The sequence below is a fragment of the Streptomyces sp. NPDC007084 genome (genome assembly GCF_040703595.1).
Taxonomy (GTDB): Bacteria; Actinomycetota; Actinomycetes; order Streptomycetales; family Streptomycetaceae; genus Streptomyces.
The window spans coordinates 1-25,277 of record NZ_JBEYFY010000082.1 but is presented as its reverse complement, the minus strand read 5'-3'; the positions used below and the strand labels follow the sequence as shown (position 1 = coordinate 25,277).

The window sequence follows — 25,277 nt, the reverse complement described above, 5'->3', positions numbered from 1 at the left end:
CAACGCCGCTGGGGGTACCCCCTGCTCGAAGAGCTTGGGGGAGTGCGTGCCCTGCCCCGCGACCCGCCACATGATCCAAACGACACGCCCTAGGTTCCACGGCGCGTGCGCGGAGATCCGCACGGCGACGGCGATCCGCGCGCGGTCCGCCGGCCTGCGGCGAGGGGAAGCGGAACCGGTCGGCGCGCCGCCTGAGGAGGCGTCAACAAGCCTACGCAGCAGCCGCGTTGGCGTCGATTTCGGTCAAAGGGTGCGTGATCCGGAAGCCATCGGGCAGTGATAGCATTCCCGCGTCTTCGACCTTGATCAACTCGACTGGCGTGGTGGTCCGAGGTCGGCCTGCTCTTCGTGTAACAGCGGTCATGCGGTTGACGGATGTGTCGCGGGTCCTTTCGGGGTGTATCTGGTGATGCCTGCATGCCACGCCCAGGAAAGGTTTCCATGAATCGAGACACGCTCATATGGTGTCTGGCTGCGGTGGCGGCGGTAGCCGTCGGCGCGGTCGTGGTCCTCGTCATACGCAACAGGGCCCTCGGGGCCAGAAGGAAGCAGGTCGAGGCGGCGCTCACCGCGCAGTTGAGCGAGTCCGAGGGCAGACTCGGGCACGCGCGCGCGGAGTTGCGGAAGTTCGGCGACGAACAGGCCGCCGTCATCCAGGAGGCCGAGCGCTCGGCCGAGGAGAGCACCAAGGCGGTCCTCAAGGGCGCGGCCCGGTTCCTGCAGAGCCTCGCGGCCGAGCAGACGACGCTCCTCGACGGCATCCAGCGCAAGTACGGCGGCCACGCGGTCCTCTCCGACCTGCTGGACGTCAACCACGCCAACGCGCAGATGGCCCGCAAGGCCCAGGGCATCGCGGTCATGTGCGGTGCGCCGCTCGGCCGCCGCAACCAGCCCGCCAGCGTCTACGACGTGGTGCGCAGCGCCCAGGGGCAGATCCGCAACTTCCACCGCGTCCAGATCATGCAGCAGAGCGGTATCGCCCTGAAGGCGTCGGCGGTGGCGCCGGTCGCGCTCGCCGTAGCAGAGCTGCTTGACAACGCTGCCAGCTTCTCGCAGCACGACGCCCCGATCGAGGTGACGTTCCAGCGGGTCCAGAACAACCTGTGCATCGTCATCGACGACGCCGGTGTGAGCATGAGCGACGAGGACCGGCAGAAGGCGACCACGCTACTGTCCGGTGAGTCCGTCCCGCGTCTGTCGGAGCTGGGCACCCAGCCGAAGTTCGGCTTCCCGGTGGTCGGCCTGATCGCCCGTCAGTACGGCTTCAAGGTGGACGTCACCGGGGTCTCCCGGTACGGCGGCGTCCGGGCCGTCGTCCTGCTGCCCGAGGAGCTGTGGACCGTGGAGGAGACCCCGGCGACCCCGAAGGAGGCTCCCGTCACGCGGATCCGCCGGGTCGAGAACCGCGAGGAGCAGCCCGCGACGCGCACGCTGCACGGCCTGCCGAAGCGGGCGGACCGGCAGGAGCCCGTCGCGAGCCTCACCGACGACGCGGACACCCCGGCCCCCCGGGCGCCCCGCAGGACCGCCCGCGGCTCCGGCGGTCTCGGCGCACTCCAGCGTGGCACGCTCTCCGGCCGCGACCTCGCAGTTCCCTCGCCCGAAGGGTCCGAAGACGCATGACCAGTGACATGTCGTGGATGGTCCGGGACATCGTGGACAACGTGCCACGGGCGCGGCACGCCGTGGTGCTGTCCGCGGACGGTATCCCCCGCGGGTCCACGGACGGCCTGACCCCGAAGGACGTCCGGACCATCTCCGCCGCCATGGCCGGCATGCAGTCGCTGAGCCGGGCCACCGCGCACTTCGCCGGGCCGGCCGAGGAGCGGCGGTGGAACCAGACGGTCATCGAGTTCTCGCACGGGTGGATCTTCCTGATCGGCGCGGGCCAGGGCGCCTACCTGGCAGCCGCCGCGGAACCCGACGTAGACCTCCAGCAGATCTCGTTCCGTATGCACCGGCTCGTCGCCCGGCTGGGCGACAACCTCACCTCGCCGCCGCGGGTGAGCGCCGGTGACGCGCGAGGGGCCGAGGACGCCGCCCTGCGCGAGGGGACGGGCGCCTCGGGGTTCGTGCTCACCGCGCTCGACCAGGCGATCGCCGACGTCCCCGGCGCGCGGCACGCCGTGCTCCTCGGGTCGGACGGGCTGCCGCGCGGGGCGACGTCCGGGATGAGCAAGGACCTCGCGGACACGATCTCCGCGGCCATGACGGGCATTCACGCCTACAGCCGGGTCACCTCGCAGTTCGCGGGCGGCCTGGAGGACGCCGAGTGGCGTCAGACGGTCATCGAGTTCCAGCACGGCTGGATCTTCCTGATCGCGGCGGGTGACGGCGCGTTCCTCGCCGCGTCCGCCGACCACGACTGCGACATCGAAGCGTTCACCGCGCGCCTTGAGGACGCCGTTCCCACACTGCTCGCGAACCGGGCACCCCAGGGAGAGAGGGCCGACGATGCATGACGGACCGGACGACGAACTGGAACTGACGGCGCCCTTAGTACCCCTGTTCGTGATCACGGGAGGGCGTGACCTTCCCGCCGAGCACGAGTACGAGCACACCACCCTGGTCACCGCCCATGAAAGCGCGCCGGGTACGGCACCCGTGCTGTCCCCCGAGGCGCGCAAGGTGCTGGACCTCGTCGCGGACGGCTTCCTGTCCGTGGCCGAGGTGTCGGGGCATACGCACCTGCCGCTCGGCATCGTGCGCATCCTGCTGGCGCAGTTGGAGGAGAACGGTCTCATCCTGGTGAGGAAGCCCGTGCCCCGCGCCGAGCGTGTCGACCGCGAACTGCTCAGCGCCGTGCTCGACGGCCTGCGAACCCGATTCGGAGCGTGACTCGTGTATCTGGATCCAGCCGTCTCCAACTCCGTGAAGATACTCATCGTCGGGCATTTCGGGGTGGGCAAGACCACGTGCATCGGCAGCATTTCCGAGATCGAGCCGCTGCAAACCGAGGAGGAGATCACCGAGGCCAGCGAGGGCTTCGACGACCTGTCGGGGACCCCGGACAAGACGACCACCACGGTCGCCATGGACTTCGGCCGTCTCACCCTCAGCGAGGAACTGGTCCTCTATCTCTTCGGGACGCCCGGGCAGGAGCGCTTCAAGGAGATGTGGGAGGAGCTGTCCCGGGGCGCGCTGGGCGCTCTGGTGCTGGTCGACCCCACGCGGCTCCACGAGAGCTTCGCCATCCTCGACCTGGTCGAGCGGTTCGGCCTGACGTACGCCGTCGGGGTCAACCGCTTCGACAACACGCCGGACTACCCGCTCGACGAAGTACGCGAGGCCCTCAACCTCTCCGAGGAAACACCCATCGTGCACTGCGACGTCCGTGACGAGCAGTCCTCCGCGCAGGCGCTCATCGCCCTCGTCACCCACCTCATGTCCGTCCTCGGCTAGGAGTCACGCCATGCAGCAGCCCTTCAACACGCCGGGGACACCGCCCGGTTGCCCGGCGCACGGGAACGTCCGGCTCTACGGGCCGGAGTTCGGCTCCGACCCCGAGGCCCATTACGCCAAGCTGCGGGCGGCCGGACCCAGTTCGCCCGTCGACATAGCGCCGGACGTCGAGGTCGAGCTGGTCACCAGTTACGACGCGAGCCTGTACATCCTGCAGAACCCGGCCTGGTTCACGCGCGACTCGCGGCGCTGGAACGCGCTGAACGAGGGACGGGTCCCCGCGGACAGCCCGGCGCTGCCGATGATGGGCTACCGGCCCAACGCCCTGTTCAGCGACGGCGCGGCGCACGCCCGGCTGCGCCAGGCCGTCACCGACAGTCTGGCCACCGTCAACGAACTCCAGCTCATCCGGCAGGTGCAGCAGTCCGCCGACTACCTCATCAGCCGGTTCAGCTCCGAACTGCGGGGCCAGGCCGAGCTGATGGCGGACTACGCGCAGCCGCTTCCGCTGCTGGTCTTCAGCGACCTGTTCGGCTGTCCGCCGGAGATCGGTGACCGCGTCATCGTCGGGATCAGCGGCATCTTCGAGGGCACCGCCGGCGCGGACCAGGTACTGGGGGGAGCGCTGGCCGAGCTGATCGCCCTCAAGCGCCGGCAGCCGGGCGAGGACCTGACGACCCGTCTGATGACGCATCCGGCGGGCCTGACGGACGAGGAGGTGCTGCACCAGCTCGTCACGCTGCTCTCCGGCGGCACCGCTCCCCTGGCGGCCACGATCGGCACCAGCAGCGCGCTGTACCTCGGCGAGGACTGGCAGGCCGGTCTGCCGATCGAGGACGCCGTCGTCCAGACGCTGTGGAACTACGCGCCGATCGCCAACTACGCGGCCCACTACCCGACGCACGACGTCGAGCTGGGCGGCAGGACGCTCCGCGCCAACGACCCGGTCCTCATCTCCTTCGCCGCCGCCAACACCGACCCGAAGCTGACCGAGCACCGCGAGCAGCTCAGCGGCAAGGCCCATCTGGCCTTCGGGGCGGGACCGCACGCCTGTCCCGCCAAGGACCCGGCGTTCATGATCGCGGTCACCGCCGTGGAGTCCCTGCTCAACCGTCTGCCCGACGTCGAGCTGCGCGTCCCGTTCAAGGACCTCTCCTGGGTGCCGGCGCCCTGGAGCCGCTCCCTGGTGACCGTCCCGATCCGGTTCACCCCGCGCCGGGTCACCCCGGCCGCCACCCAGCAGGGGCACTCCCTGCCCGCTCAGGCGGCGCAGGCGTCCCCGTCGGCCCCGCAGTCGTCCGGCGCCCCGGCCGCGCGTCCCGCCGCGCACAGCGGCCCGCAGCACAAGGGGGGTCTCTTCAGCCGCTTCCTGGCGTGGACGCGGGGAGAGTGACGTAAGTAACCGGAAGAGACCACAGTGTTATTGGATGCTTCAATCACCCCGCGGGTATGCATGGCGGCGTTTGCTCAGAAAGGAGCCGTCACCGTGGGGACTGCCACGACACCGTCCACCGACCGTCGGACAGCCGTCGCTCTCTTCTCCCGTCTGCGGACCGCAGACGGCCAAGCCGATCCCTTTCCGATCTACACGGAACTCCGGTCGAGGGGAGCGGTCAGCCCAGCACCCTGGGGAGGCTTCCTCGTCACCGGCTTCAGCACCTGCGACCAGATCCTGCGCAGTCCCAACTGGCTGGAGCCGGACCGCGACTGGCGTGAGAGCCAGGGGCCGCGCACCCGCTGGAGCGCGTTCTCCTCACGCGAGATAGGCCGCACCCTGCCGGCGCTCAACCCGCCGGAGCACACCAGGGTGCGGCGCGCGGCCGGCAGCTTCGACCGGGGCACCATCGAGCAGATCGGGCACACCGTGCGGCGGGTGACCGGCACGCTCCTCGACACCCTGGAGGAGCGACTGCGCGACGGGGAGGCGGACTTCGCCGCCCTGGTCAGCGAGGAGCTGCCGATCGCGGCCATCGGCGACTGGCTGGGGCTGCCGCCCGCGGACTGGCCGCGGCTGCGCGAACTGACCCACGATCAGGTCTTCACCCAAGAACTGCTGCCCTCCGCCAGCCAGTTGGCACGCTCCGACGCCGCCATGGTCGAACTGCGGACCTATCTCACCGAGGTGGTACGCCACCGGCGCCGCCATCCGGGCGAGGACCCGGTGTCCCGGTGGATCACCACCTGGGACGCCATCGAGCCGGACCGGGAGAAGGCGGACGAAGCCGTCTACCTGCTGGTCCTGTTCATCCTGCTCGCCGCGCTGGAGACGACCTCCACCCTGCTGTCCACCATGACGCTTCTGCTGCTGGAGCGTCCCGACCGGTGGGACATGGTCGCCGCGGACCCGGACATCGTGCCCGCGTTCGTGGAGGAGGCGCTGCGCTACGACTCCCCCACCCATGTGATCAGCCGGGTCGCGGCGCAGGACTGCGTTCTGGAGGGCGCCGAGGTCGAAGCCGGCGACATGGTCCACCTGATGGTGGGAGCGGCCCACCGGGACCCCGCCAAGCATCCCGATCCCGACCGCTTCGACCCCCACCGCAAGAACGCCCACCTCGCCTTCAGCGGGGGCATCCACTACTGCCTCGGTGCCCCGCTGGCCCGCATGGAGGCCCAGACCCTCCTCCGTCAACTCGTCGGACGACTGCCGCGCCTCACTCTGGTGCGGCGCCCGCAGAGGGCACCTCGTGTCGCCTTCCGCCGACTGCTGAACCTGGACGTCGCCCTCGCATGAACGACATACTTCCCGCCTTCCCGGAGCACTCCCCCGGCTCCATCGGAGCCGTGCAGGACGGCGCTGTCCTGCACGTCCGGCTGAACCCCGCACGCCTGGACGACACCCTGGGCGTCGCGGCCATCGACGCTCTGACGACCCTGCTCGACGGCCTGCACGAGCGGCCCGAGGTCCGCGTCCTCGTCCTCTCCTCCGCGGGTGAGGACTTCTGCCTCGGCGCCGACCGCGCGGAATACCTGGCCGCCGTCGACGCGGACCGGACCGGCGCCGCCATGCGCCGGGTCGCGGACAAGGCCCAACGCCTGTGCCAGGCCCTGGAGAACACCCACGCCGTCACCGTCGCCCGGCTGCACGGCAAGGTCGTGGGGGCCGGGCTCGCCCTCGCCGCGTACTGCGATCTGCGCGTCGGTGCCGACACCTGCCGGTTCCGTATGCCGGAGGTCGGCCTGGGCCTGCCGCCTGCCTGGGGAGGGGCGATGGGACGGCTCGTCGCGGAGGCCGGAGTGTCGAGGATCCGCGAACTCATGCTCACCTGCGAGGTGTTCGACGCGGAAACGGCCCACCGGCTCGGCCTGCTCCACAAGGTCGCGCCCCTCGACCAGCTCGACCGAGCGGTCACCGCCTGGACCAGGCCGCTCGTCCGACGCTCCCCCGAGAGTCTCGTCCTGACCAAGCGCATGCTGACCGGCTTCTCCCGGGCGGCCCGCACCGCCGACGTCTCCGCGCTCGACGCCCATCTCCTGACCGCCCACCTCACCCGGCCCGCGAGCCGCGACCTGACTCCCGCGACCTGAGGATCCCGCGAACAGCAGGCCTTGCCCCCTGTGCTGTGCCACGGACCGTGCCGCACCACGGAACGGACCGCCGTACAGGGGGCTGTCCACCGCGCGGCGGCGCCGTGGGGGCCGCCTCGGCGTGCGTGATCCCTCCCCAGCTGGTTCGCTGGAGAGCGGGGCGTTTCACCCATGCACGAGGGAGATGCCATGAGCACCTATCGAGTCGCGGAGGTCCTGTCCGCGAACGGTCCGTTCGAGATCGCCGAGCGGGAGGTGCCGGAACCCGGGCCCGGACACGTGCGGGTACGCGTGGAGGCCTGCGGAATCTGCCACAGCGACGCGTTCTTCGTCGGCGCGGGACTGCCCGGCGTCACCTTCCCGCTGGTCGCCGGCCATGAGATCGCCGGGCGCGTCGAGAAGACCGGTGAGGGCGTCCACGAGGGCTGGAAGGTGGGCGACCGCGTCGGCGTGGGCTGGTTCGGCGGAAGCTGCCATCACTGCCGGGCGTGCCGCCAGGGCGACTTCATCGTCTGCGAGAACCTCAAGGTCCCCGGCTGGAGGTACGACGGCGGGTTCGCGGAGTTGGTGATCGTGCCGCAGGACGCGCTGGCGCGGATCCCGGACGGGCTGTCCTTCACGGAGGCGGCGCCGCTCGGCTGCGCGGGCGTGACCGTCTACAACGGTCTGCGGCGCAGCTCGGCCCGCGCCGGTGACCTGGTCGCCGTGCTGGGGCTCGGCGGTCTCGGGCATCTGGGTGTGCAGTACGCGGTCGCGATGGGCTTCGAGACGGTGGCCATCGCGCGCGGCGAGGCCAAGTCCGAACTGGCCGAGCGGCTCGGAGCGCACCACTACGTCGACAGCACCGCCGGCTCGCCCGCCGAGGCGTTGCGGGCACTCGGCGGCGCCAATGCCGTGCTGGCCACCGCCGCGAGCGCCCAGGCCACGTCGGCGGTGGTCGACGGACTGCGGGCCCGGGGTGAACTCGTCGTGGTGGGCGCGGACATGTCGTCCCTGGACCTCACGCCCACCCAACTCCTCAGCTCCGGCAGGGTCGTTCGCGGCCACCCGTCGGGTACGTCCCAGGACGTGGAGGACACGATGAACTTCAGCGTGCTGAAGGGAGTCCGCCCGATGACCGAGACGGTCCCGCTGGACGAGGTGGGCGAGGCGTACCAGCGGATGCTGTCCGGGGACGCGCGGTTCCGCATGGTCCTGACGATGTCCTGAACCCCGGGCGGCGCGCGGCCGACGGCTCAGTCCTCTCGCAGACCGACGACCAGGTCGCGTGGCAGGCCGTGGGTGTCGTGCAGGTAGTGGAAGTCCTCTTCTTTCAAGGGGCCTTGGAAGCGGGAACGGGACAGGACGCGCCGGCCGCGTTCCATGAGGCGGGTGAACCGGGCCTCCTCGTCCCGCAGCACCCGGCGTACTTCCCCGGGGTCCACGTCTTGCCGGAAGCGGTCCAGGGTGTGGGACAGCAGTTCGTCCGGCAGGTCGGCGAGGCCGCGCGACGGGTCGTCCCGCCACAGCACGGTGAGCACGCGGCGCAGGAGGCGGCGCAGTACGTAGCCCTGTCCTGTGTTGGACGGGCGTACGCCGTCGCCGACGACCACGATCGACGAGCGCAGATGGTCGAGGACGAGGCGCAGCGAGGGTTCGTCCAGGGGCCACAGGGGCGGCACGAGGCGGCGCCAGGGTTCGAAGACGTCGCAGTCGAAGACGGAGGACGTGCCCTGGAGGAGGCAGGCGAGGCGTTCCAGGCCGAGGCCGGTGTCGACGCTGCGCTGGGGAAGCGGCACGAGGGAGCCGTCTTCGAGGCGGCGGTGGCGCATCATCACGTGGTTCCACACCTCGACCCAGCGGTCGTCGCGTGTGGGGGTCGACCGGGGCGGGGTGTCGCCGCTCCAGAGGAAGATCTCCGAGTCGGGGCCGCAGGGGCCGACCGGTCCGTTGGACCACCAGTTGTCCTCGACGGTGAGTTCCACCGGCACGCCCCGTTCCTCCCACAGGCGCAGGGAGTCCGTGTCCGGCCCCGTCCGCTCGTCGCCGGCGAAGACGGTGGCGTACAGCAGACCCGGATCGATGCCGAGTCCCTCGGTGAGCAGCCGGTACCCCCAGTCGAGGCTCCGCGGCCCCTCGTAGTCGCCGAGGGACCAGGTGCCCAGCATCTCGAAGACCGTGAGGTGGGTGTCGTCGCCGACTTCCTCCAGGTCCGTGGTGCGCAGACAGCGCTGCACGTTGACCAGGCGGCGGCCGAGCGGGTGGGAGCGGCCCTCCAGATAGGGGGTGAGGGGGTGCATGCCCGAGGTGGTGAACAGCACCGAGTCGCCGCTGGGCGGCAGCAGGGTGGAGCCGGTGATGCGGCGGTGTCCACGCTCCTCGTAGTACTCGACGAACGTGCGGGTGATCCGTTCCGTGTCCATGACGGGGTCTCCTTCGCGTCGCTGCGGGGAGGCGCCGGAGAACGGGACCGCGGGGGTGGTCGACACCGGGGGGCGGGAAAGCCTGGTCGCCACGGAATCACCGACGGGCCGTTTCCGGTCGCCGGTGGGAAAGGGAAGGTCAGACGGCGGCAACCGGTGAGCTGGTCGCTCGCGCGGTCGCGGTGCTTCGGCCGATGACGTTCATGCGGCTGACCGTAACGCGCCCGACCGAACGAGGGCATCTGGTTTTCCCCGGGCGGCACCGGCGGGGTTCTCCACGCCCGGCGGCCTCGCCCGCACGGACGGTGTTCACCGGTCCGGGAGGCCTCGCCCGCACGAGCGATGTGTTCCCGACCCGGCCTCCTCGCCCTCACGAGCGGTGTTTCCCTTTCCCGAGCGGCTTCCCCCGCACGAGCGGGGGTTCTCCGGACCCGGCGAACTCGCGCGCGCAAGCGCTCTGTTCAAGACCCGGCGCCTCCCCCCGCACGACACTCCCGGCATGACCGAACGAGTTTTCACCCCGGCCACCGGCCGCTTCGCCCCGACCTGGCTCTACGACCCCGTGGCCGCCCTGCTGCGCGAGCGCCTGTGGCGCGGGCTGCTGGCCATGCACATCGCTCCGCGTCCCGGCGACGACATCGTGGACGTGGGCTGCGGCACCGGTTCGCTGGCGCTGCTGCTGCACCGCGTCGAACCGGAGGCGCGAATCGTCGGCGTCGATCCGGACCCCGGCGTGCTGGCGATCGGCCGCCGCAAAGCCGCGAGGGCTGCCGGCATCGCGGCCCGGCAGACCTCCGGCCCGGATGCGAGGGCCGGTGCCGGCACCGGTCCTCGGTGGCAGGCCGGCATGGGCGACGAGGTGGACGAGATCCTCGGTGCCGAGGCGGTGGACACGGCCGTCTCCAGTCTCGTCCTGCACCAGTGCCCGGTGGAGATGAAGCGGGCGGTCCTGGCCTCGATGCACAAGGTGCTCCGGCCCGGCGGCAAGCTGGTGATCGCCGACTACGGGTTGCAGCGGACCCGCCGGATGCGGCTGGCGTTCCGCGTCGTGCAGCTCGCCGACGGTACCGAGGACACCCAGCCCAACGCCGACGGCATCCTTCCGCGGCTGATCTCGGACGCGGGGTTCACCGGCGTACGCGAGGCCGAGGTGATCTCAACGCTCACGGGTTCCCTCTCCGTGTACGTCGCGCGCCGCGCCTGACCCGTGCCGCGCCGGGCGGACCACGGGGGCGACGGCGGCCGGGGTCAGGCCGATCATCTCCCCCATCTCCCGGGTGAAGTGCGCCTGGTCGGCGAATCCGCCGAGAACGGCGGCTTCGGCGGGCGGGCAGCCTTCCCGGAGCGCCTCGGCCGCCCGGCGCAGCCGCAGCCACAGCCGCCAGCGCACGAGCGGCAGGCCGAGCTGTGCGCGGGCGAGGGCGCGCAGCCGCTGCGGCGACAGGCCCACGGCGGCGGCCAGCTCCGGCATCGGAAGGTCTTGCCGCGACACGATGTCCATCGCGGCCAGCAGGCGGGGGTCGAGTTCGTCCGAGGGTCGCGCGCCGGCCGGCCGGACGTCGTCCTCGGCGAGTCCCCGCAGCTCGGGAGCGGCCGTGATGCCGGTGCCGCGGCGCTCGCGCAGCCGGTCGGCGAAGGCGCAGTGCGGGTCCACGAAGAAGACCAGGAGGTCCTGCGTCCGGAGCAGCCGGTGACGGAGCATCGGCGGTACGAGGAGGGCGGGGGCGCGGTGCTGTAGGCCGCCGGAGTCCACCATGGCGACCTCGCCGGTCTCGCCGGGTCCGGCGGCGATGGCGATCTGGAAGGCGGCATGCCGGTGAACGGAACCGTCCACCGACGGCCCCCGGTACACGGCGTACCCGGCCCCGACCCCGAACCGCGTCCCCGCCGCGTCGTCCCCGCTTCTCACGCCCTGATGCTCGCAGGTCGCCGGCACGCCGGCCACCGAGCCCTCGGCCACACCCAGGCGCGCGACCGGCGAGTCCGGGGCCGCTTCGACCGGCACGTACGCGCCCCGGGCCGGTGAGCCCGACGAGTGCTCAGAACGGCCGCGGCAGCCGTACCTTCGCCGAGGTGAGCCAGACGCCCGCGGCGACCGCGCAGGCCGCCGCCAGGCCTGCCAGGGGGACCGCCCAGCGGCCGGCGAAGCTCGCGGCGAGGACCAGGAGCGCGCCGGCCGGGAGGATCAGTTGTTCGGCGGTGCCCTGTTTGAAGTGGCGCGAGTGGACCAGCCAGACGGTCAGCATGAAGAGGGCGGCGGGGATGGTGACGGCCAGCGAGGCGGCGAGCGTGGAGATGTGGGCGTGGTGGGTCGCCTGCTCGACCGCGACCTCGATGCCGGCGCCGATCGCCGCCGCGGAGCCCAGGATGAAGTAGTGGCCGTAACCCCACAGGAACGCCTGCCGGTTGGACGTGAGGTACTGGTGGATCGGGACGGCGAAGTAGATCCAGAACGCGGCGAAGACGAGGACGAGACCGCCCGCCGCGATCGGCAGCAGCCTGTCGAGGGCGGCCGATTCGTCGAGCGCCGACTGCACGGCGACCGTGGCGGCCGAGATGGTCTCGCCGAGCACGATGATCGTGAAGAGGCCGTAGCGTTCGGCGATGTGGTGCGGGTGCCAGGGGGTGCGGTGGCGGTGCTCGGCGAAGGCGGGCACCGCGAGTTCCGCCGCCGCCAGCGGGACGAAGCCCCAGGTCCAGGCTTCGTCGGGCAGCAACAGCAGCACGACCCAGCCGATCTGCACGACGACGAGCCCGGCGGCGTAGCGCAGGGCGGCCGTTCTCGCCGGTCCCGTCTCGCCGTGTGCCGCGCGGAGCCACTGAAGGGTGAGCGCCAGCCGCATGATCAGGTAGCCGGTGATGGCGACGGCGTACTGCGCGTCGTCGAAGGCGCGCGGGATTCCGGCGGCCAGTACGAGGACACCGGCCATCTGGACGAGGGTGGCGATCCGGTACGGGACGTCGTCGCAGTCGTAGGCGGAGGCGAACCAGGTGAAGTTGACCCAGGCCCACCAGATGGCGAAGAACACGAAGAGGTAGCCGGTGAGGCCGTGACCGGGCTCGCCTTCGGCCAGGGCGTGCACGAGGCGTGCCCCGGCCTGTGCCACGGCGACGACGAAACACAGGTCAAACAAAAGTTCCAGCGGGGTGGCGACCCGGTGCGGTTCGTCGGGACTGCGGGCGGTCATGTGCGCCAGCGGGGCGACGACCCCGCCGTGCCCCGCCCCTCTCGGGGCGTCCTCACTCGTCACACTGGTGCCTTTCGCTCGCGCCACCGGTCGGTTCAGGGCCCAGAATGCCCCAGGCCCGGTCGGACCGCAGCCTGCCACGAAGACCGGCCCCACGCGGACCGCGGCCTGCCACGGAGACCGACCCGGCCCGGACCGTGGTCTGCCATCTGACCCGGGCCCGTGGGACCGCGACCCGCCACCGGGACCTGGACCTGGACCTGGATCTCGATCTGGATCTGGATCTGGACCGGGCCGGGCCGACGCCTTCAACCGCCGCGCGGAGCCGCCGTTGTTGCGTTCTCTATATTTCCTATCGATTTACTAGGAAAGCATTGACGCCCCAGCCGCCGGATGCGCAGGATGATGTACATGCCCCCTACGCAGCTGCGACTCGTTCGTCGTCGGCATATCGACTTTGGCCACGTCGCCAGCGCCGCCTGCTGTCGCGCCTAGGGTTCCCGAGCCGAAGCTCCCCGGGTTCGTTCGCAGCACCCCGTGACGTAGAAGTAGGCGGCGAGTGCTCCCTGTTCCCGCCTCGCGCCTCCCCCGCTTTGGCGGCCCCCTCAGGACCGTCTCCGCCTCCGCCTCTCCCTCTGCCTACGCCGAACTTGAGGAGACCATCGCCATGGGCCCCGCCACCGCGCCGTCCGGAACAGACCCGGAGTCCGACAGGACCGGGCCCGATCGCGCCCACTGGCTGCATGTGGCCCGCGAGACGGCGGACGACCTGGCCACGGACGCGGTGGACAGGGAACAGGCCGGGAAGATCCCCTTCGACGAGGTGTCCCGGCTGCGCGAGTCGGGGCTGCTGACCCTGCTCGTGCCGGCCGACGCCCAGGGCGGCGGCGCCGACTGGTCGACGGCCTACGCGGTGGTCCGGGAGATCGCCGCCGCCGACGGCGCGATAGGCCAACTGCTCGGCTGTCACTACTTCCTGTCCTGGAGCGCCCGGCACTTCGCGAAGACCGCCGCCGCCTCCGGGTCCGGGCCGCAGCGACAGCCTTCGGCCTCGCGCAAGTCGGCTGCGGAGCAGGCGTGTTGGGGTGGCGGCTTCGCCCGGCAGGAACCGCCGCTGACCCTGACCAGGAAGGGCAGCAACTACCTGCTCAGCGGCCGTCAGAGCTACGCCACCGGCGCCCTCGTCGCCGACCGGCTGGCCGTCCGGGCCGAGCGCGCCGACACCGGCGAACCCCTGGCCGTCACGGTCGACCCCGCCCATCACGGCGTGCGGATCGACGCCGACGCCGACACCTTCGGCCAGCGGCTCGCGGCCGGCGGCAGCGTGGAGTTCGACGCGGTGCCGGTCGCCGCCCGGGACGTACTCGGCTCGCTGTCGGCGGACGAGGAGACCCTGTCGCCCCTGGCGGCCCTCTCTTCCCCGGTCGGGCGGCTGCTGTCCGTCCAGCTTCTGCTCGGCATGGCCGAGGGCGTGCTCGCCGAGGCCCGCGAGTACAGCAGGGCCGGCTACTCCCCCTGGCACCCCGCCTGGCCGGTCGGCTCGCCCCAGGACCCGCACGTACTGACCGTCTTCGGCGAGCTGACCATCCTCGTCCGCTCCGCTTCCGCGCTGGCCGCCCAGGCGCTGGAGGCCGTGCACACCGGGCTGGCCCGCGACGAGGACCTCACATACGACGAGTGCGCGGAGATCTCCGTCCTGGTGACCATGGCGGAGGCCGCCGCCTCCCGGGCGGCGCAGGAGTGCACCGCCCGCGCCCTCGACATCATCGGCCCGCGCGCGGCCTCCTCCCGGCTCGGCTTCGACCGCTTCTGGCGCAACGCGCGCACCCACACGCTGTACGAGCCCGTCGCCCACCGGGTCCGCGACGTGGGCGACTACTTCCTGAACGGCGCCCACCCGCCGTTCGCCCTGCCCTTCTGACCGAGCGCCCCGCGCACCGCCGATGGGCGGTGCGCGCACGGCCGACTACCGGGCCTACGGGGACAACCTCCGAGGCCGTACGGGATACTGCAGCCATGCGGATTTCAGCCAGGGCGGACTACGCGATCCGTGCCGCGCTCCAGCTCGCCGCCTCACGGGACGGCGGGCCGCTCAAGGCGGAGGCCATCGCGGACGCCCAGGACATCCCGCACAAGTTCCTCGAGGGCATACTCAACGACATGCGCCGGGGCGGTCTCGTCCTCAGCCAGCGCGGCGGCAACGGCGGGTACCGGCTGGCCAAGGCGGCCGATTCCATCAGCATCGCGGACGTCATACGGACGGTGGACGGCCCGCTGGTCTCCGTACGCGGTGTCCGCCCGCCGGAGCTGTCCTACACCGGACCCGCCGAGTCGCTGCTCCCCCTGTGGATCGCGCTGCGCTCCAACGTCCGCGAAATCCTCGAGGGCGTCTCCCTCGCCGACGTCGCGTCGGCCCAACTCCCCGCCAGCGTCTCGGCGTTGACCACCACGCCGGACGCCTGGGTCAATCCCTGACCGGGCGGCGGGCCGGCGGGCGAGCGTCGCCCGGCCTGATGTGACGGCGGCCGGAGACCCGGAGGGCACGAGGCCCCCGGGTCTCCGGCCGCCGGTTCGCGGTGCGCCGGTTCGCCGGTGCGCCGGTCAGCGGCGGGTGAGCGCCTGGTGCAGCACGTCGTACACGTGGGTGTTCGGGTGCTTGCCGGTGAAGCGGTCCGACAGGGGGCCGACAGCCGTCACCGGCACGTCGACTCCGGTGTGGCCGGACGTGGTCCAGTCGATGTAGAAGGTCTTGTCGCTGCCGCGGATGGCGAACGGGCCGTCCTCGGCGGAGATGCCGGTGCCGGACTCGTCCGTGGCGTCCGACTCCTCGACGGCCAGGCCGCCGGTCTCGTGGTCGCCGGTGACGACCAGCAGGGTGTCGGGGTGCGTGGCGACGTAGGCGCGGGCCACGGCGACGGCCTTCTCCAGTTCCCGCATGGACTGCAGGACCCGGGCGCTGTTGTTGGCGTGGGCGAACTCGTCCACGCCCTCCTCCTCGACCATGAGGAAGAAGCCCTTCTTGTGCTTGTCCAGCGTGGTCAGCGCCTTGCTGGTCATGGTCGACAGACCGACCACCGGGCTGTACACGTCGCCCTGGCCCTCGGGGCGCTGCTGGAACATCTCCTCGTTGGCGAACAGGCCGAGGAGCTTGTCGCCCTTGGCGCGGTTGAGCTGGTCCGCGCTGTTGACGTAGGAGTAGCCGGCCTTCTTGGCCTTCTTGACGAGGTCGCCCTTGGTGCCCTTGCTGGCCTCGGACGGGTCCTCGGCGGGATGGTCCTCGAAGGCGCCGGGCTTGCCCGCCGGCAGCCACCAGTCCTCGCCACCGCCGAGGATGACGTCGGGCTTGGAGACCTCGATGTACTGACGGGCGATCTCGTCCTGCGCCGAGCGGTTGGCGGTGTTCGAGAAGAACGCCGCCGGTGAGGCGTCGGTGACCTGCGCGGTGGTGACCAGGCCGGTGGCCTTGCCGGCCGCCTTCGCCTGCTGTCCGAGTGTGGCCAGCGGGTTGCCGTCCACGTCGACGCTGATCGCGCCGTTGTAGGTCTTCTCGCCGGTGGCCCAGGCGGTCGCCGCGGCGGCCGAGTCGGTGACGACGGCCTTCGGGTCGTCCGGCTCGGTGGTGAGCTGGCCGGAGACCGGCAGCTTGTCCATCGCGAGCCGGCCGTCAAGACCGGCCAGGTGCAGGCGCGCGGCCTGCCGGGTGGCGGCGCCCATGCCGTCGCCGTTGATGAAGATGACGTTCTTCGCGGTCGGGGTCTTGGCCTTGGCCGTACCCTGCGGGGCCGAGGCCGACGCGCCCAGCGTCGGGTTGATCACCATCGTCGCCACCGCGGCCGCGACCGCGGCGGCCGAGGGGGCGGCGAACCGCCGAGCCCTACGAACATCCAGGGACACAACGTCCTCCGTTACCGTTCTTGCCCATTGCTTGACCGCGAACTTAGGGTTCTTTGGGGGTTGGTTGACCAAGAACAGGTGACGGGTACACGTCGAGATCTCCAGCGGGAGGTTACGCGGCAGACTCTCCCGTCGGACGGGGGCGGCTCACGGGACGGGGGCGAGTCTCCATTCCCCGGACAGGCCACACGCAGGGTGTCCCTTATATCGTTATTAAGTGGCAAACGTACCGAGATGGGTTCTTCTCTCGTCGGGGTGTGCCCCCGTGCTGTTCACCGCAGGCTGGGTTCTCGCGGCCCACTTGGTGGGGCCCGCCTACAACCCGGTCACGCAGACGATCAGTGTCCTGGCGGCTTACGGGGACTCGGGCTTCTGGGTGATGACCGGCGCGCTGCTCGCGCTGGGCATCTGCCATCTCCTCACCGCCTGGGGCCTGCGGCCGGTGCCCGTACCCGGGCGGCTGGCACTGGCCGGCGGCGGTGTCGCCGCACTGGCGGTGGCCATACTCCCCGCCCCGATCAGCGGGGGTTCGCTGCGCCATGGCACGGTGGCAGCCATCGGGTTCGCCTTCCTGGCCCTGTGGCCCGTGCTGTCCACGGACGGCAGTGAGAGCGCGCCCTGGGCCCTCAGACGCGTCCCGTCGATCACGGCGACCGGGGTCATGGTCGCGGGGGCGGCCTGGTTCCTCATCGAGACCCAGCGGCACGGGGACCTCGGCGTCGCCGAACGCTTCGTGACGGGCGTCCAGTCCCTGTGGCCGTTCGTGGTCGTGGCCTCGTGTCTGCGCCATACGAGGGTCCCGGAGGAGAGCAGGGTCTGACGACGGCGTACGGCCGCCCCGTGACCCCGAAAGAAGGGCGCCCCGGCACTCCCGCGCACGAGAAAAACGCCGCAGAAAGACCCCGTCTCGCGAACGCGGGACGGGGTTTTCGTGGAGCGCCGGGTGGCCCTACTTGGACTTGGGCTTGATGGCGTCCTTGGCCTTCTCCTTGGCCGAACGCAGGTCGCCCTTGGACTCCTCGGCACGCCCCTCGGCCTTCATGGACTCGTTGCCCACCGCGTCGCCGACGATCTTCTTGGCCTTGCCCTTGGCCTGCTCGCCCTTGGCCTGTGCCTTCTCGTCCGCAGCCACAACCACTCACACCCTGTCCTTGTCGCGAATTGATTCATCTCCTGAGTGACCCGGAGCCGGACTCTCAAACCGCGGAGGGCGGGGCGGTGGGCACTCGAACACTCGGCGGTGATCCTCTTTCCACCGACCGTCGAGCAATTCATCGAGAAGGGGCCGACCGGAGGAAATCCGGGTCGGCCCCTTCTCACATGTGCCGTTCGCCCGGCGAGTGCCTACCGGGCGCCGGTGCTCGCCTTCGCTCAGCCCTGCGCCAGTTCCGCCACGGGCTGCCACTTCTCCCACACCGCGAGCCGCTGCTCGTAGTCGGCCTTGGCGATGCCCAGCGGCGCCGAGCCCAGGAAGCAGCGCAGCGGCGGCTCGTCGGCGTCGACGATCTCCAGTACGGCCGCGGCCGAGGCGGCCGGGTCGCCGGGCGTGCCGACGCGCTTGCGCCGCTGCTCCTGCACCTCCTTGTGGAAGTCGGCGTACGCGGGCAGCGGCTCGGACGTACGGGAGGAGGAGCCCGCCCAGTCGGTGGCGAACCCGCCGGGCTCGATCAGCGTGACCTTGATGCCGAACGGCGCCACTTCCTGAGCCAGCGCCTGGCTCATGCCTTCGAGCGCCCACTTCGAGGCGTGGTAGATCCCGACCAGCGGGAAGGCGCTGATGCCTCCGATGGAGGAGACCTGGAGGATGTGGCCGCTGCCCTGCTCCCGCAGGAACGGCAGGGCCGCCTGGGTGACCCACAGGGCGCCGAACAGGTTGGTCTCCAGTTGGGCGCGGGCCTCGTCCTCGGTGATCTCCTCGACCATGCCGAAGTGGCCGTAACCGGCGTTGTTGACCACCACGTCGAGGCGCCCGAAGCGCTCATGGGCCTGCTGCACGGCGGCGAAGTCGGCGTCGCGGTCCGTGACGTCGAGGCGCAGGGGCAGCAGCCGCTCCCCGTACTTCTCGCGCAGGTCGCCCAGCGTGGACAGGTCGCGCGCGGTCGCGGCCACCGAGTCGCCGCGTTCCAGGGCGGCGATGGCCCACTCCCTGCCGAAGCCGCGCGAGGCGCCGGTGATGAACCAGATCTTCTGCGTCATGGTGTGCTCCTCAGGGAAACTCGTCACCCGTACGGTCATCACGTAACGGTGCTTCTTCCCCCAGACAACACCTTCGAGTGGGCTCGAAGACAACTTGGGCCCTCCGGACGCGGCCCGCGCCCTCACCGCGGGTGGGGAGCGGCGGCCGACGGGCCGGCCCCGGGTTCTTCGCGTGCGGGGGCGGTCCCGGCGCCGCCTGGTCCTTCGTCCTCACCGCGGGTCCGGCCGCACCAGCCCTGACGACGACCCCGCCGGAAGTTCGGCACATGGAGGCACATGGAGGCAGGTGGAGGCAGGTGGGGCGGTCGGCGGCGGGTGACGGCATCCTTGGACCGCGGAGTTGACCTTCACCTTGGGTGAGGCCACAGCATCGGTGGGGCCGGGCGAGGGGTCCGGTTCGAGGAGGGACAGGCATGGGGCTGCTGACCATCGGGGCGTTCGCCAAGGCGTCCCGGCTGTCGCCGAAGGCACTGCGTCTCTACGACGAACTCGGCCTGCTCACACCGGCGCGCGTCGACCCGGTGACCGGGTACCGCCTCTACGCGCCGGCCCAGCTCGACCAGGCACGGCTGGTCGCGTGGCTCCGCCGGCTGGGGATGCCCCTGGCCCGTATCCAGCGGGTCTGCACGCTTGAACCGTCCGAGGCCGTGCCGGAGATCCGGCGGTACTGGTCCGAGGTCGAGGCGGACACCGCGGCACGCCGCGACCTGGCCTCCTTCCTCGTCGACCATCTCGCACGGAAGGACCCCGCCATGTCCGCCGACTCCGCTTCCCTGGGCATCCGTTACGCCGCCCTGTCCGACACGGGCCTGGTCCGCGGGAGCAACCAGGACACCGCGTACGCCGGTTCTCGTCTGCTCGCGGTCGCCGACGGCTTCGGCCGTGCGGGGGCCTCGGTCGGCGAGGCGGCCATCGCGGCGCTCAAGCCGCTCGAAGCCAGGGGGTTCGCCGCGGGCGATCTCCTCAACGTCCTCGAAGAAGCCGTCGAGGAGGCCGCGTCGGCCGTCAAGGGCATCGTCGACACCGGCCCCGCACCCGCCGTCGACACCGGTTCCGCTCCCGCCGTCGACACCGGTTCCGCTCCCGCCGATTCGGGCACCACGCTCACCGCGATGCTCTGGACGGGCTCGCGACTGGCCCTGGTCCACATCGGCGACTCCCGCGTCTATCTCCTGCGCCGGGGGGAGTTGTTCCAGATCACCCACGATCACACGCTGGTGCAGTCGATGGTCGCCGAAGGGCGCATCAGCCCCGAGGAGGCCGTCTCCCACCCCCAGCGGTCGCTGCTGACGCGGGCCCTCGGTCACGGTTCCGACGGCATACCCGATCTGCGGCTGCACGACGCCGAGCTGGGCGACCGCTATCTGCTCTGCTCCGACGGACTGTCCACCGTCGTGGAGACCGCCGAACTGCGCCGGGTGCTGAGCGAGGTGGCCGACCCGGATCAGGCGGTCCGCGAATTCGTGGCGCTCGCCAACGGGGTCGGCGGTCCGGACAACGTGAGCTGCGTGGTCGCGGACGTGGTGGAGGTCCAGCCGTAGCCACGCCCGGCGGAACCGGCGGATCGGTGAGTCCCCGTGGACCGGCCCGCCGCGCTCCGGCACCGGGTGCGTGGACGCCGTGAACCCGGCGTCACCGGGCCGCAGCTCCCCGGAGGGCGGGCGGATAGCGGCGGCGGTAGAAGCGCTGGGCCGGCAGGAGCAGCGGGAACGCGAGTCGCCACGGGCCCTCGGGGGCGGGGGCGGTCAGGGAGCGCGGGGTCAGGGTGATCTGCCCGTCCGGATGCCGGCGCACGATGAAGGCCTCCTTCCCGGACTCGGGGTGACCGGGGAGGGTGCCGTAGGCGAAGCCGCGCGTGCCGGGAGTCTCCACGACGGCCACGACGCGGACCGGCTCATGAACGGCCAGCGGCCCTCCGCCCGCCGTGATCCGGCAGTGCGCGCCCTCGGTGACGCGCGGGCCGGGCTGCGGGGGTGTCCGGCGACACGGGGGCTCCTGTCGGGAGAGGCGGGGGAAGAACGGGAGGGAAGCCCGGCCGCCGGGTAGACGCGGGAGCCGGCGTAGGCGGCTGCCGGACGGAGGGGCCGACGAGGTGGATGCCGGACGAGTGAGGGACGCCGACGAGCCACGGGCTACCCACAGGGGCTACCGACGGGCCGAGGGCCCACGACGGGCCGGGGCGCGGGTTGGGCGCAGCCGACGGGTTTCTCTCATCTGCGAGGGCGCGGCAAACACGCAGGTGGCGGATGCGACGGGGATGCCGCCGCGCCCGGCCCAAGCGGCTAGCTTGTGGGGGCGCCGTCGGCGCAAAGTCCGGAAAAGCACCTCTTTTCCGCTCCTTCCCTTCTTCTTCTGTGAGGCGTTTCGCCATGAGCCTGAGCATCCGCAACCAGATCCCCGGCACCGTCACCGCTGTCACGGCCGGCGAGGTGATGGCGACCGTGAAGGTCCGCCTGGACGGCGGCCAGGACCTCACGGCGGCGATCACGCTGGAGGCCGTGAAGGAGCTGGGCCTCGCCGAGGGGTCGCCGGTCCGCGCCATGATGAAGTCCACCGAGGTCGCGCTCGCCACCGGGCCCGTGGAGGGTCTGTCCATCCGCAACCAGCTCCCCGGCACGGTCAGCGACGTCGCCACGGGCGGGGCCATGGCGACCGTCAAAGTGACCGTCGACGGGGGCGAGCTGACGGCGGCCATCACCAAGGACGCGGTCTCCGACCTCGGACTCGCGGCCGGTTCGTCGGTCGTCGCCCTGATCAAGTCGACCGAGGTGTCCCTCGCGACCGCGTGACCCGGTCCTCGTCCGGGGCGGCGGCGCGTGCCGGCAGGTGAGCGCCTAGGGTGCACGGGGAAGGTGGTCGTCACTCGAACACCGGCGACGAAAGGACACCCCGCGTGGCCAGAGACCGACACAGCGCCGTCGAGGCGGGCGCCGACCTGACCGGGCGTATCCCGCCCGGTCAGCACCATGTGCACGGCTGGCCGGTCTCCCACTACGGGCCTGTCCCCCGCTTCCGGCCCGCCCGCTGGAATCTGCGGGTCTTCGGCGCCACGGCGGGCGGCGTCGAACGGAGCTGGACCTTCGAGGAACTGTCCACGCTGCCGCACGTGACGGTCGTGGCCGACCTGCACTGCGCCTCCGGACCCACCTCCACCGACCACGAGTGGTACGGCATCCCCGCCGCCGCCCTGCTGGACCTGGTGCCGCCCGCCCCCGGGGTCACGCACATCATGACCTGGGCCGAGTACGGCTACACGTCCAACCTCCGCCTCTCCGACTTCACGGCGCCGCAGACCCTGCTGGCCACGCACCACGACGACGAGCCGCTCACCGCGGAGCACGGGTTCCCGCTGCGCCTGGTGGTGCCCCACCTGTACGGCTACAAGAGCACCAAGTGGCTCCGCGCGGTCGAGTACCTCACCGAGGACCGCCGGGGCTTCTGGGAGGACCGCGGCTACCACACCATCGGCGACCCCTGGCAGGAACAGCGCTACGCCCACCAGGAACAGGACGGCACCGGCCCGAAGCCGAGCCACTGAGAGGCGAATCCGGCTGCGCGACAGCCCGATAGAAGTGGCTCCCCGTGCCGCGCCCCAGGCGCCGGGAGCCGTTCGGTCAGTCCCGGCGGCGGGCCACGTAGACGGTGTTGGCCGCCGTCCCGCCCTGGAGCGGGTTGTCGAAGTCGACCACGTGGGCGGCGGTGTCGGTGAAGACCTGGGCGAGGACTGCGGAGAACCCGGCGTCCGGCGGGTCGTTCGACCACAGCGCGAACACGCCGCCGGGATGCAGGAGTTCGGCCAACGCGGTCAGTCCGGGCGGGCCGTAGAGGGCCGCGTGGCTCGGGTGCAGGACGTGGCGTGGCGAGTGGTCGACGTCGAGCAGGATCGCGTGGAAGCGGCTGCCGGGGTTCTCCGGGTCCAGTCCCGGCGGGGTCACACCCGCCGCCGCGGACGGGCTCTTGGAAGCTCCGGGTCCGTCATCCGCGGCCCCCGGTGCGTCGGACGCCGGACCGTTCCCGTCCCCGGGCGGGCTCGCATCCGTACCCCCGGTGACCATGGCGAAGAAGTCCCCGAGGACCAGGCGGCAGCGCGGGTCCGAGGCCAGTCCCGTGCCCAGCGGGACCAGGCCGCGCCGGTGCCAGTCGATCACCTGGGGCAGGGCGTCGACGACGATCAGGGAGCGCACCCGGGGGTCGTCCAGGGCCGTCCGGGCGGTGTATCCGAGGCCGAGGCCGCCCACCACGACGTCGAGGGGGCCGTCGGCCAGTTCCGCCAGGCCGAGCCGGGTCAGCTCGACCTCGCCCTCGGTGAAGAGGCTGGACATCAGGTACTCGTCGCCGAGCTTCACCTCGTAGACGTCCTGGCCCGAGGAGGGATCGCGCCGGCGGCGCAGGCTGATCTCACCCATCGGGGTGGGCTGCCAGTCGAGTTCCTGGAAACGTGCGCTCATCCGGTGTCCTGCTCCCCGTCGAATGTCCACTGCCGCGAGCGGGTTGAGGTACGCCGCAGGAAGGCACCGTACCGGCAGGTCGGGGACGGATGCCCGGCGGGACCCCCGCGGGGCGCTCCTGGGGTGGAGCGGTCGCACGGCCGTACGCACCCCGGCGGCCCGGACGGAGCACACGCGTGTACCCGATGTCGTCGTTTGTTTGGCCCGGTACCCGTACGAGTTATCCATGCCGTATGAGCGATCTCGACTATGCCGACAGGGCCGACTTCGACGACGCCGAGCGGGGTTTCGTCGCCGCGCTCGAACCGGCGGTGATCCACGCCGAGGACGGCCGGGTGGTCTGGGACGGCGACGCGTACGCGTTCCTGGACGCGGAGTGTCCGGACACCGCCCACCCCAGCCTCTGGCGGCAGAGCCGGCTCTGCAACAAGCAGGGGCTCTTCGAGGTGACCGAGGGGATCTACCAGGTCCGGAACCTGGATCTGTCGAACATGACGCTGGTCGAGGGCGACACGGGCGTGATCGTCATCGATCCGCTGATCTCGGCGGAGAACGCGTCCGCCGCGCTGGCGCTCTACCGCCGGCACCGGGGGGACCGCCCGGTCACGGGCCTGATCTACACGCACTCGCACGGCGACCACTTCGGCGGCTCGCGCGGGGTCCTGCCGCACGGGCACCCGCCCGTACCGGTGATCGCCCCGGCCGGGTTCCTGGAGCACGCCGTCGCGGAGAACGTCTACGCGGGCGGGGCGATGACCCGGCGGGCGGTCTACATGTACGGCGCCGAACTGGAGAAGGGGCCGGCCGGCCAGATCGGGGCGGGGCTCGGTATGACGACGTCCAAGGGCACCATCACGCTGGTGCCGCCGACGCTCGACATCACGCACACCGGCCAGGAGGAGACCGTCGACGGGGTGCGGATCGTCTTCCAGATGACACCGAACACCGAGGCGCCCGCCGAGATGAACTTCTACTTCCCCGACCGGCGGGCCCTGTGCATGGCGGAGAACGCCTCGCACACCATGCACAACATCCTGACCCTGCGCGGCGCGGTCGTACGGGACACCCGGATCTGGGCGCACTACCTGAACGAGTCGATCGCCCTGTTCGGTGACAAGGCCGAGGTGGCGTTCGCCTCGCACCACTGGCCGACCTGGGGCCGGGAGCGGATCGTCGAGCACCTGGCCGGGCAGCGCGACATGTGGGCCTATCTGCACGACCAGACCCTGCGGATGATCAACCAGGGGCTGACCGGGTCCGAGATCGCCGAGCGGATCGAGCTGCCTCCGGCGGTCGCGAACCGTTGGGCGAACCGCGGCTACTACGGTTCCGTCAGCCACAACGCCAAGGCGATCTACCAGCGCTACATGGGCTGGTTCGACGGGAACCCGGCGCATCTGTGGGAGCACCCGCCGGCCGAGCTGGCCCAGCGCTACGCCGCCGACTACGGCGGGGTCCCCGCGCTCGTCGCCAAGGGCCGGGAGTACGCCACCGCCGGTGACCTGCGGTTCGCGGCGACGCTGCTGGGGCACGCGGTGTTCGCCGACCCGGAGGACCCGGAGGCCAGGCGGGCGCTGGCGGAGGTGTACGAGCTGCTCGGCCACGGCTGCGAGAACGGGCCGTGGCGGAACTTCTACCTGATGGGCGCGCAGGAGCTGCGGGGCCGCGTCGCGCACACGGCGCTGGAGACGGGGAACCCCGAGATGGCCATGGCGCTGACCGTCGACATGCTCATCGACTCCCTCGCCATCCGCGTCGACGGTCCGCGCGCCTGGGACGAGAAGCTCGCCATGACCTGGCACCTCACCGACGAGGGGCGCACCTGGTACGTGCGCCTTTCCAACGGGGCACTGACCTACCGCAGTGTCGAGACCGCGACCGCCGACGCGGGGACGGCGCCTCCGGCCGGTCTCACGCTGACGCTGACGAAGCCGCGTCTGCTCGCGCTGCTGGCGGGCCAGGGGATGGACGGCGTCCAGGCCGAGGGCGATCCTCGGGTGCTCGCCACCCTCGTGGGCCTGCTCGACACACCGGACCCGGACTTTCCGATCGTGACCCCCTGAGCGCGGCCGTACGCGCCGGACCACGGAACGCGCCGGTCCGCCGCGCGGCCGTCATGGCCCGGCGAGAAGCCCCCGCACCCGGGGGGGGGGGGGGGTGTAGCCGGGGGAGGCCGCGGGGGGCGTGGGGTGCCCCCCCGTGGGGGGGGCCGACTGGGC

At 71.6% G+C, this 25,277-nt stretch carries 24 protein-coding genes; 16 read left to right on the top strand and 8 right to left on the bottom strand.

The genetic code is table 11. The features are described 5' to 3' along the window. The first annotated feature begins 441 nt into the window (after positions 1-441). The 8 genes from AB0912_RS33805 (at position 442) to AB0912_RS33770 (ending at position 8,139) form a co-directional block, all read left to right on the top strand. Positions 442-1,623 (top strand): ATP-binding protein, encoded by a 1,182-nt coding sequence (locus AB0912_RS33805; protein ID WP_366706761.1) that lies wholly within the window; start codon positions 442-444, stop codon positions 1,621-1,623. Beyond that, on the top strand, positions 1,620-2,462 hold the full coding sequence (locus AB0912_RS33800; RefSeq protein WP_366706759.1) for a roadblock/LC7 domain-containing protein: 843 nt from the start codon (positions 1,620-1,622) through the stop codon (positions 2,460-2,462). Before AB0912_RS33805 ends, AB0912_RS33800 begins: the two co-directional genes overlap by 4 nt. Then, positions 2,455-2,838, top strand: coding sequence for a DUF742 domain-containing protein (locus AB0912_RS33795; protein ID WP_366706757.1), 384 nt, complete (start codon positions 2,455-2,457; stop codon positions 2,836-2,838). The genes AB0912_RS33800 and AB0912_RS33795 overlap by 8 nt, the downstream gene beginning before the upstream one ends. Before the next feature lie 3 nt (positions 2,839-2,841). Next, entirely contained in the window at positions 2,842-3,402 is a 561-nt protein-coding gene (locus tag AB0912_RS33790) for an ATP/GTP-binding protein (protein WP_366706755.1), read from the top strand. 10 nt (positions 3,403-3,412) lie between these two features. Then, positions 3,413-4,795, top strand: a complete 1,383-nt coding sequence (locus AB0912_RS33785) for a cytochrome P450 (protein ID WP_366706753.1) — start codon at positions 3,413-3,415, stop codon at positions 4,793-4,795. 93 nt (positions 4,796-4,888) lie between these two features. After that, positions 4,889-6,136: a cytochrome P450 gene (locus AB0912_RS33780; protein ID WP_366706751.1), complete on the top strand. Its 1,248-nt coding sequence runs from the start codon at positions 4,889-4,891 to the stop codon at positions 6,134-6,136. Further along, the gene (locus AB0912_RS33775; protein ID WP_366706749.1) at positions 6,133-6,930 is read left to right on the top strand and encodes an enoyl-CoA hydratase/isomerase family protein; all 798 of its coding nucleotides are present in this window, start codon (positions 6,133-6,135) and stop codon (positions 6,928-6,930) included. Before AB0912_RS33780 ends, AB0912_RS33775 begins: the two co-directional genes overlap by 4 nt. A 189-nt stretch (positions 6,931-7,119) precedes the next feature. Continuing rightward, positions 7,120-8,139, top strand: coding sequence for an alcohol dehydrogenase catalytic domain-containing protein (locus AB0912_RS33770; protein ID WP_366706747.1), 1,020 nt, complete (start codon positions 7,120-7,122; stop codon positions 8,137-8,139). Between the two features lie 26 nt (positions 8,140-8,165). Here AB0912_RS33770 and AB0912_RS33765 read toward each other — a convergent pair whose 3' ends face one another. Then, on the bottom strand, positions 8,166-9,332 hold the full coding sequence (locus AB0912_RS33765; protein ID WP_366706745.1) for an alanine--tRNA ligase-related protein: 1,167 nt from the start codon (positions 9,330-9,332) through the stop codon (positions 8,166-8,168). A gap of 499 nt (positions 9,333-9,831) precedes the next feature. Between AB0912_RS33765 and AB0912_RS33760 the strand changes: the two genes are divergently transcribed. Further along, positions 9,832-10,536, top strand: a complete 705-nt coding sequence (locus AB0912_RS33760; protein ID WP_366706743.1) for a methyltransferase domain-containing protein — start codon at positions 9,832-9,834, stop codon at positions 10,534-10,536. Here the strand turns inward: AB0912_RS33760 and AB0912_RS33755 are convergent. Both AB0912_RS33755 and AB0912_RS33750 read right to left on the bottom strand, forming a co-directional pair. Beyond that, positions 10,489-11,337 (bottom strand): AraC family transcriptional regulator, encoded by an 849-nt coding sequence (locus tag AB0912_RS33755; RefSeq protein WP_366706741.1) that lies wholly within the window; start codon positions 11,335-11,337, stop codon positions 10,489-10,491. The two genes, AB0912_RS33760 and AB0912_RS33755, sit on opposite strands and share 48 nt — an antisense overlap. Positions 11,338-11,371: 34 nt before the next feature. After that, positions 11,372-12,520 carry a low temperature requirement protein A gene (locus tag AB0912_RS33750; protein ID WP_366706739.1) on the bottom strand — a complete coding sequence of 383 codons (1,149 nt, stop codon included), beginning with the start codon at positions 12,518-12,520 and terminating at the stop codon, positions 11,372-11,374. Between the two features lie 667 nt (positions 12,521-13,187). On the opposite strand from AB0912_RS33750, the gene AB0912_RS33745 reads away from it, so the two are divergent. Further along, positions 13,188-14,441: an acyl-CoA dehydrogenase family protein gene (locus tag AB0912_RS33745; protein ID WP_366706737.1), complete on the top strand. Its 1,254-nt coding sequence runs from the start codon at positions 13,188-13,190 to the stop codon at positions 14,439-14,441. A 95-nt stretch (positions 14,442-14,536) separates the two neighbouring features. After that, a complete protein-coding gene (locus tag AB0912_RS33740) occupies positions 14,537-14,995 on the top strand; it encodes an Rrf2 family transcriptional regulator (protein ID WP_366706735.1) in 459 nt (152 codons plus the stop codon). Between the two features lie 126 nt (positions 14,996-15,121). Here AB0912_RS33740 and AB0912_RS33735 read toward each other — a convergent pair whose 3' ends face one another. Then, positions 15,122-16,414 (bottom strand): alkaline phosphatase, encoded by a 1,293-nt coding sequence (locus AB0912_RS33735; RefSeq protein WP_366706733.1) that lies wholly within the window; start codon positions 16,412-16,414, stop codon positions 15,122-15,124. 217 nt (positions 16,415-16,631) lie between these two features. Here AB0912_RS33735 and AB0912_RS33730 point away from each other — a divergent pair, with 217 nt between their 5' ends. Continuing rightward, positions 16,632-17,234, top strand: a complete 603-nt coding sequence (locus AB0912_RS33730) for a DUF998 domain-containing protein (RefSeq protein WP_366706731.1) — start codon at positions 16,632-16,634, stop codon at positions 17,232-17,234. Between the two features lie 129 nt (positions 17,235-17,363). Here AB0912_RS33730 and AB0912_RS33725 read toward each other — a convergent pair whose 3' ends face one another. Together AB0912_RS33725 and AB0912_RS33720 are read right to left on the bottom strand one after the other, a co-directional pair. Then, positions 17,364-17,546 (bottom strand): CsbD family protein, encoded by a 183-nt coding sequence (locus AB0912_RS33725; RefSeq protein ID WP_366706729.1) that lies wholly within the window; start codon positions 17,544-17,546, stop codon positions 17,364-17,366. A 239-nt stretch (positions 17,547-17,785) separates the two neighbouring features. Beyond that, the gene (locus tag AB0912_RS33720; protein ID WP_366706727.1) at positions 17,786-18,610 is read right to left on the bottom strand and encodes an SDR family oxidoreductase; all 825 of its coding nucleotides are present in this window, start codon (positions 18,608-18,610) and stop codon (positions 17,786-17,788) included. Positions 18,611-19,023: 413 nt separating this feature from the next. Here AB0912_RS33720 and AB0912_RS33715 point away from each other — a divergent pair, with 413 nt between their 5' ends. Continuing rightward, positions 19,024-20,151 carry a MerR family transcriptional regulator gene (locus AB0912_RS33715; protein ID WP_366706725.1) on the top strand — a complete coding sequence of 376 codons (1,128 nt, stop codon included), beginning with the start codon at positions 19,024-19,026 and terminating at the stop codon, positions 20,149-20,151. A 91-nt stretch (positions 20,152-20,242) separates the two neighbouring features. Here the strand turns inward: AB0912_RS33715 and AB0912_RS33710 are convergent, their stop codons facing one another. After that, positions 20,243-20,752 carry a DUF1990 family protein gene (locus AB0912_RS33710; RefSeq protein ID WP_366706763.1) on the bottom strand — a complete coding sequence of 170 codons (510 nt, stop codon included), beginning with the start codon at positions 20,750-20,752 and terminating at the stop codon, positions 20,243-20,245. Between the two features lie 227 nt (positions 20,753-20,979). Between AB0912_RS33710 and AB0912_RS33705 the strand changes: the two genes are divergently transcribed. Both AB0912_RS33705 and AB0912_RS33700 read left to right on the top strand, forming a co-directional pair. Continuing rightward, positions 20,980-21,399 (top strand): TOBE domain-containing protein, encoded by a 420-nt coding sequence (locus AB0912_RS33705; RefSeq protein ID WP_366706723.1) that lies wholly within the window; start codon positions 20,980-20,982, stop codon positions 21,397-21,399. 104 nt (positions 21,400-21,503) lie between these two features. Next, on the top strand, positions 21,504-22,148 hold the full coding sequence (locus AB0912_RS33700) for a molybdopterin-dependent oxidoreductase (protein WP_366706721.1): 645 nt from the start codon (positions 21,504-21,506) through the stop codon (positions 22,146-22,148). Positions 22,149-22,224: 76 nt separating this feature from the next. Here AB0912_RS33700 and AB0912_RS33695 read toward each other — a convergent pair whose 3' ends face one another. Continuing rightward, a complete protein-coding gene (locus tag AB0912_RS33695) occupies positions 22,225-23,058 on the bottom strand; it encodes a spermidine synthase (RefSeq protein ID WP_366706719.1) in 834 nt (277 codons plus the stop codon). A 233-nt stretch (positions 23,059-23,291) separates the two neighbouring features. Between AB0912_RS33695 and AB0912_RS33690 the strand changes: the two genes are divergently transcribed. Further along, positions 23,292-25,121 (top strand): alkyl sulfatase dimerization domain-containing protein, encoded by a 1,830-nt coding sequence (locus tag AB0912_RS33690; RefSeq protein WP_366706717.1) that lies wholly within the window; start codon positions 23,292-23,294, stop codon positions 25,119-25,121. Positions 25,122-25,277: the final 156 nt, after the last annotated feature.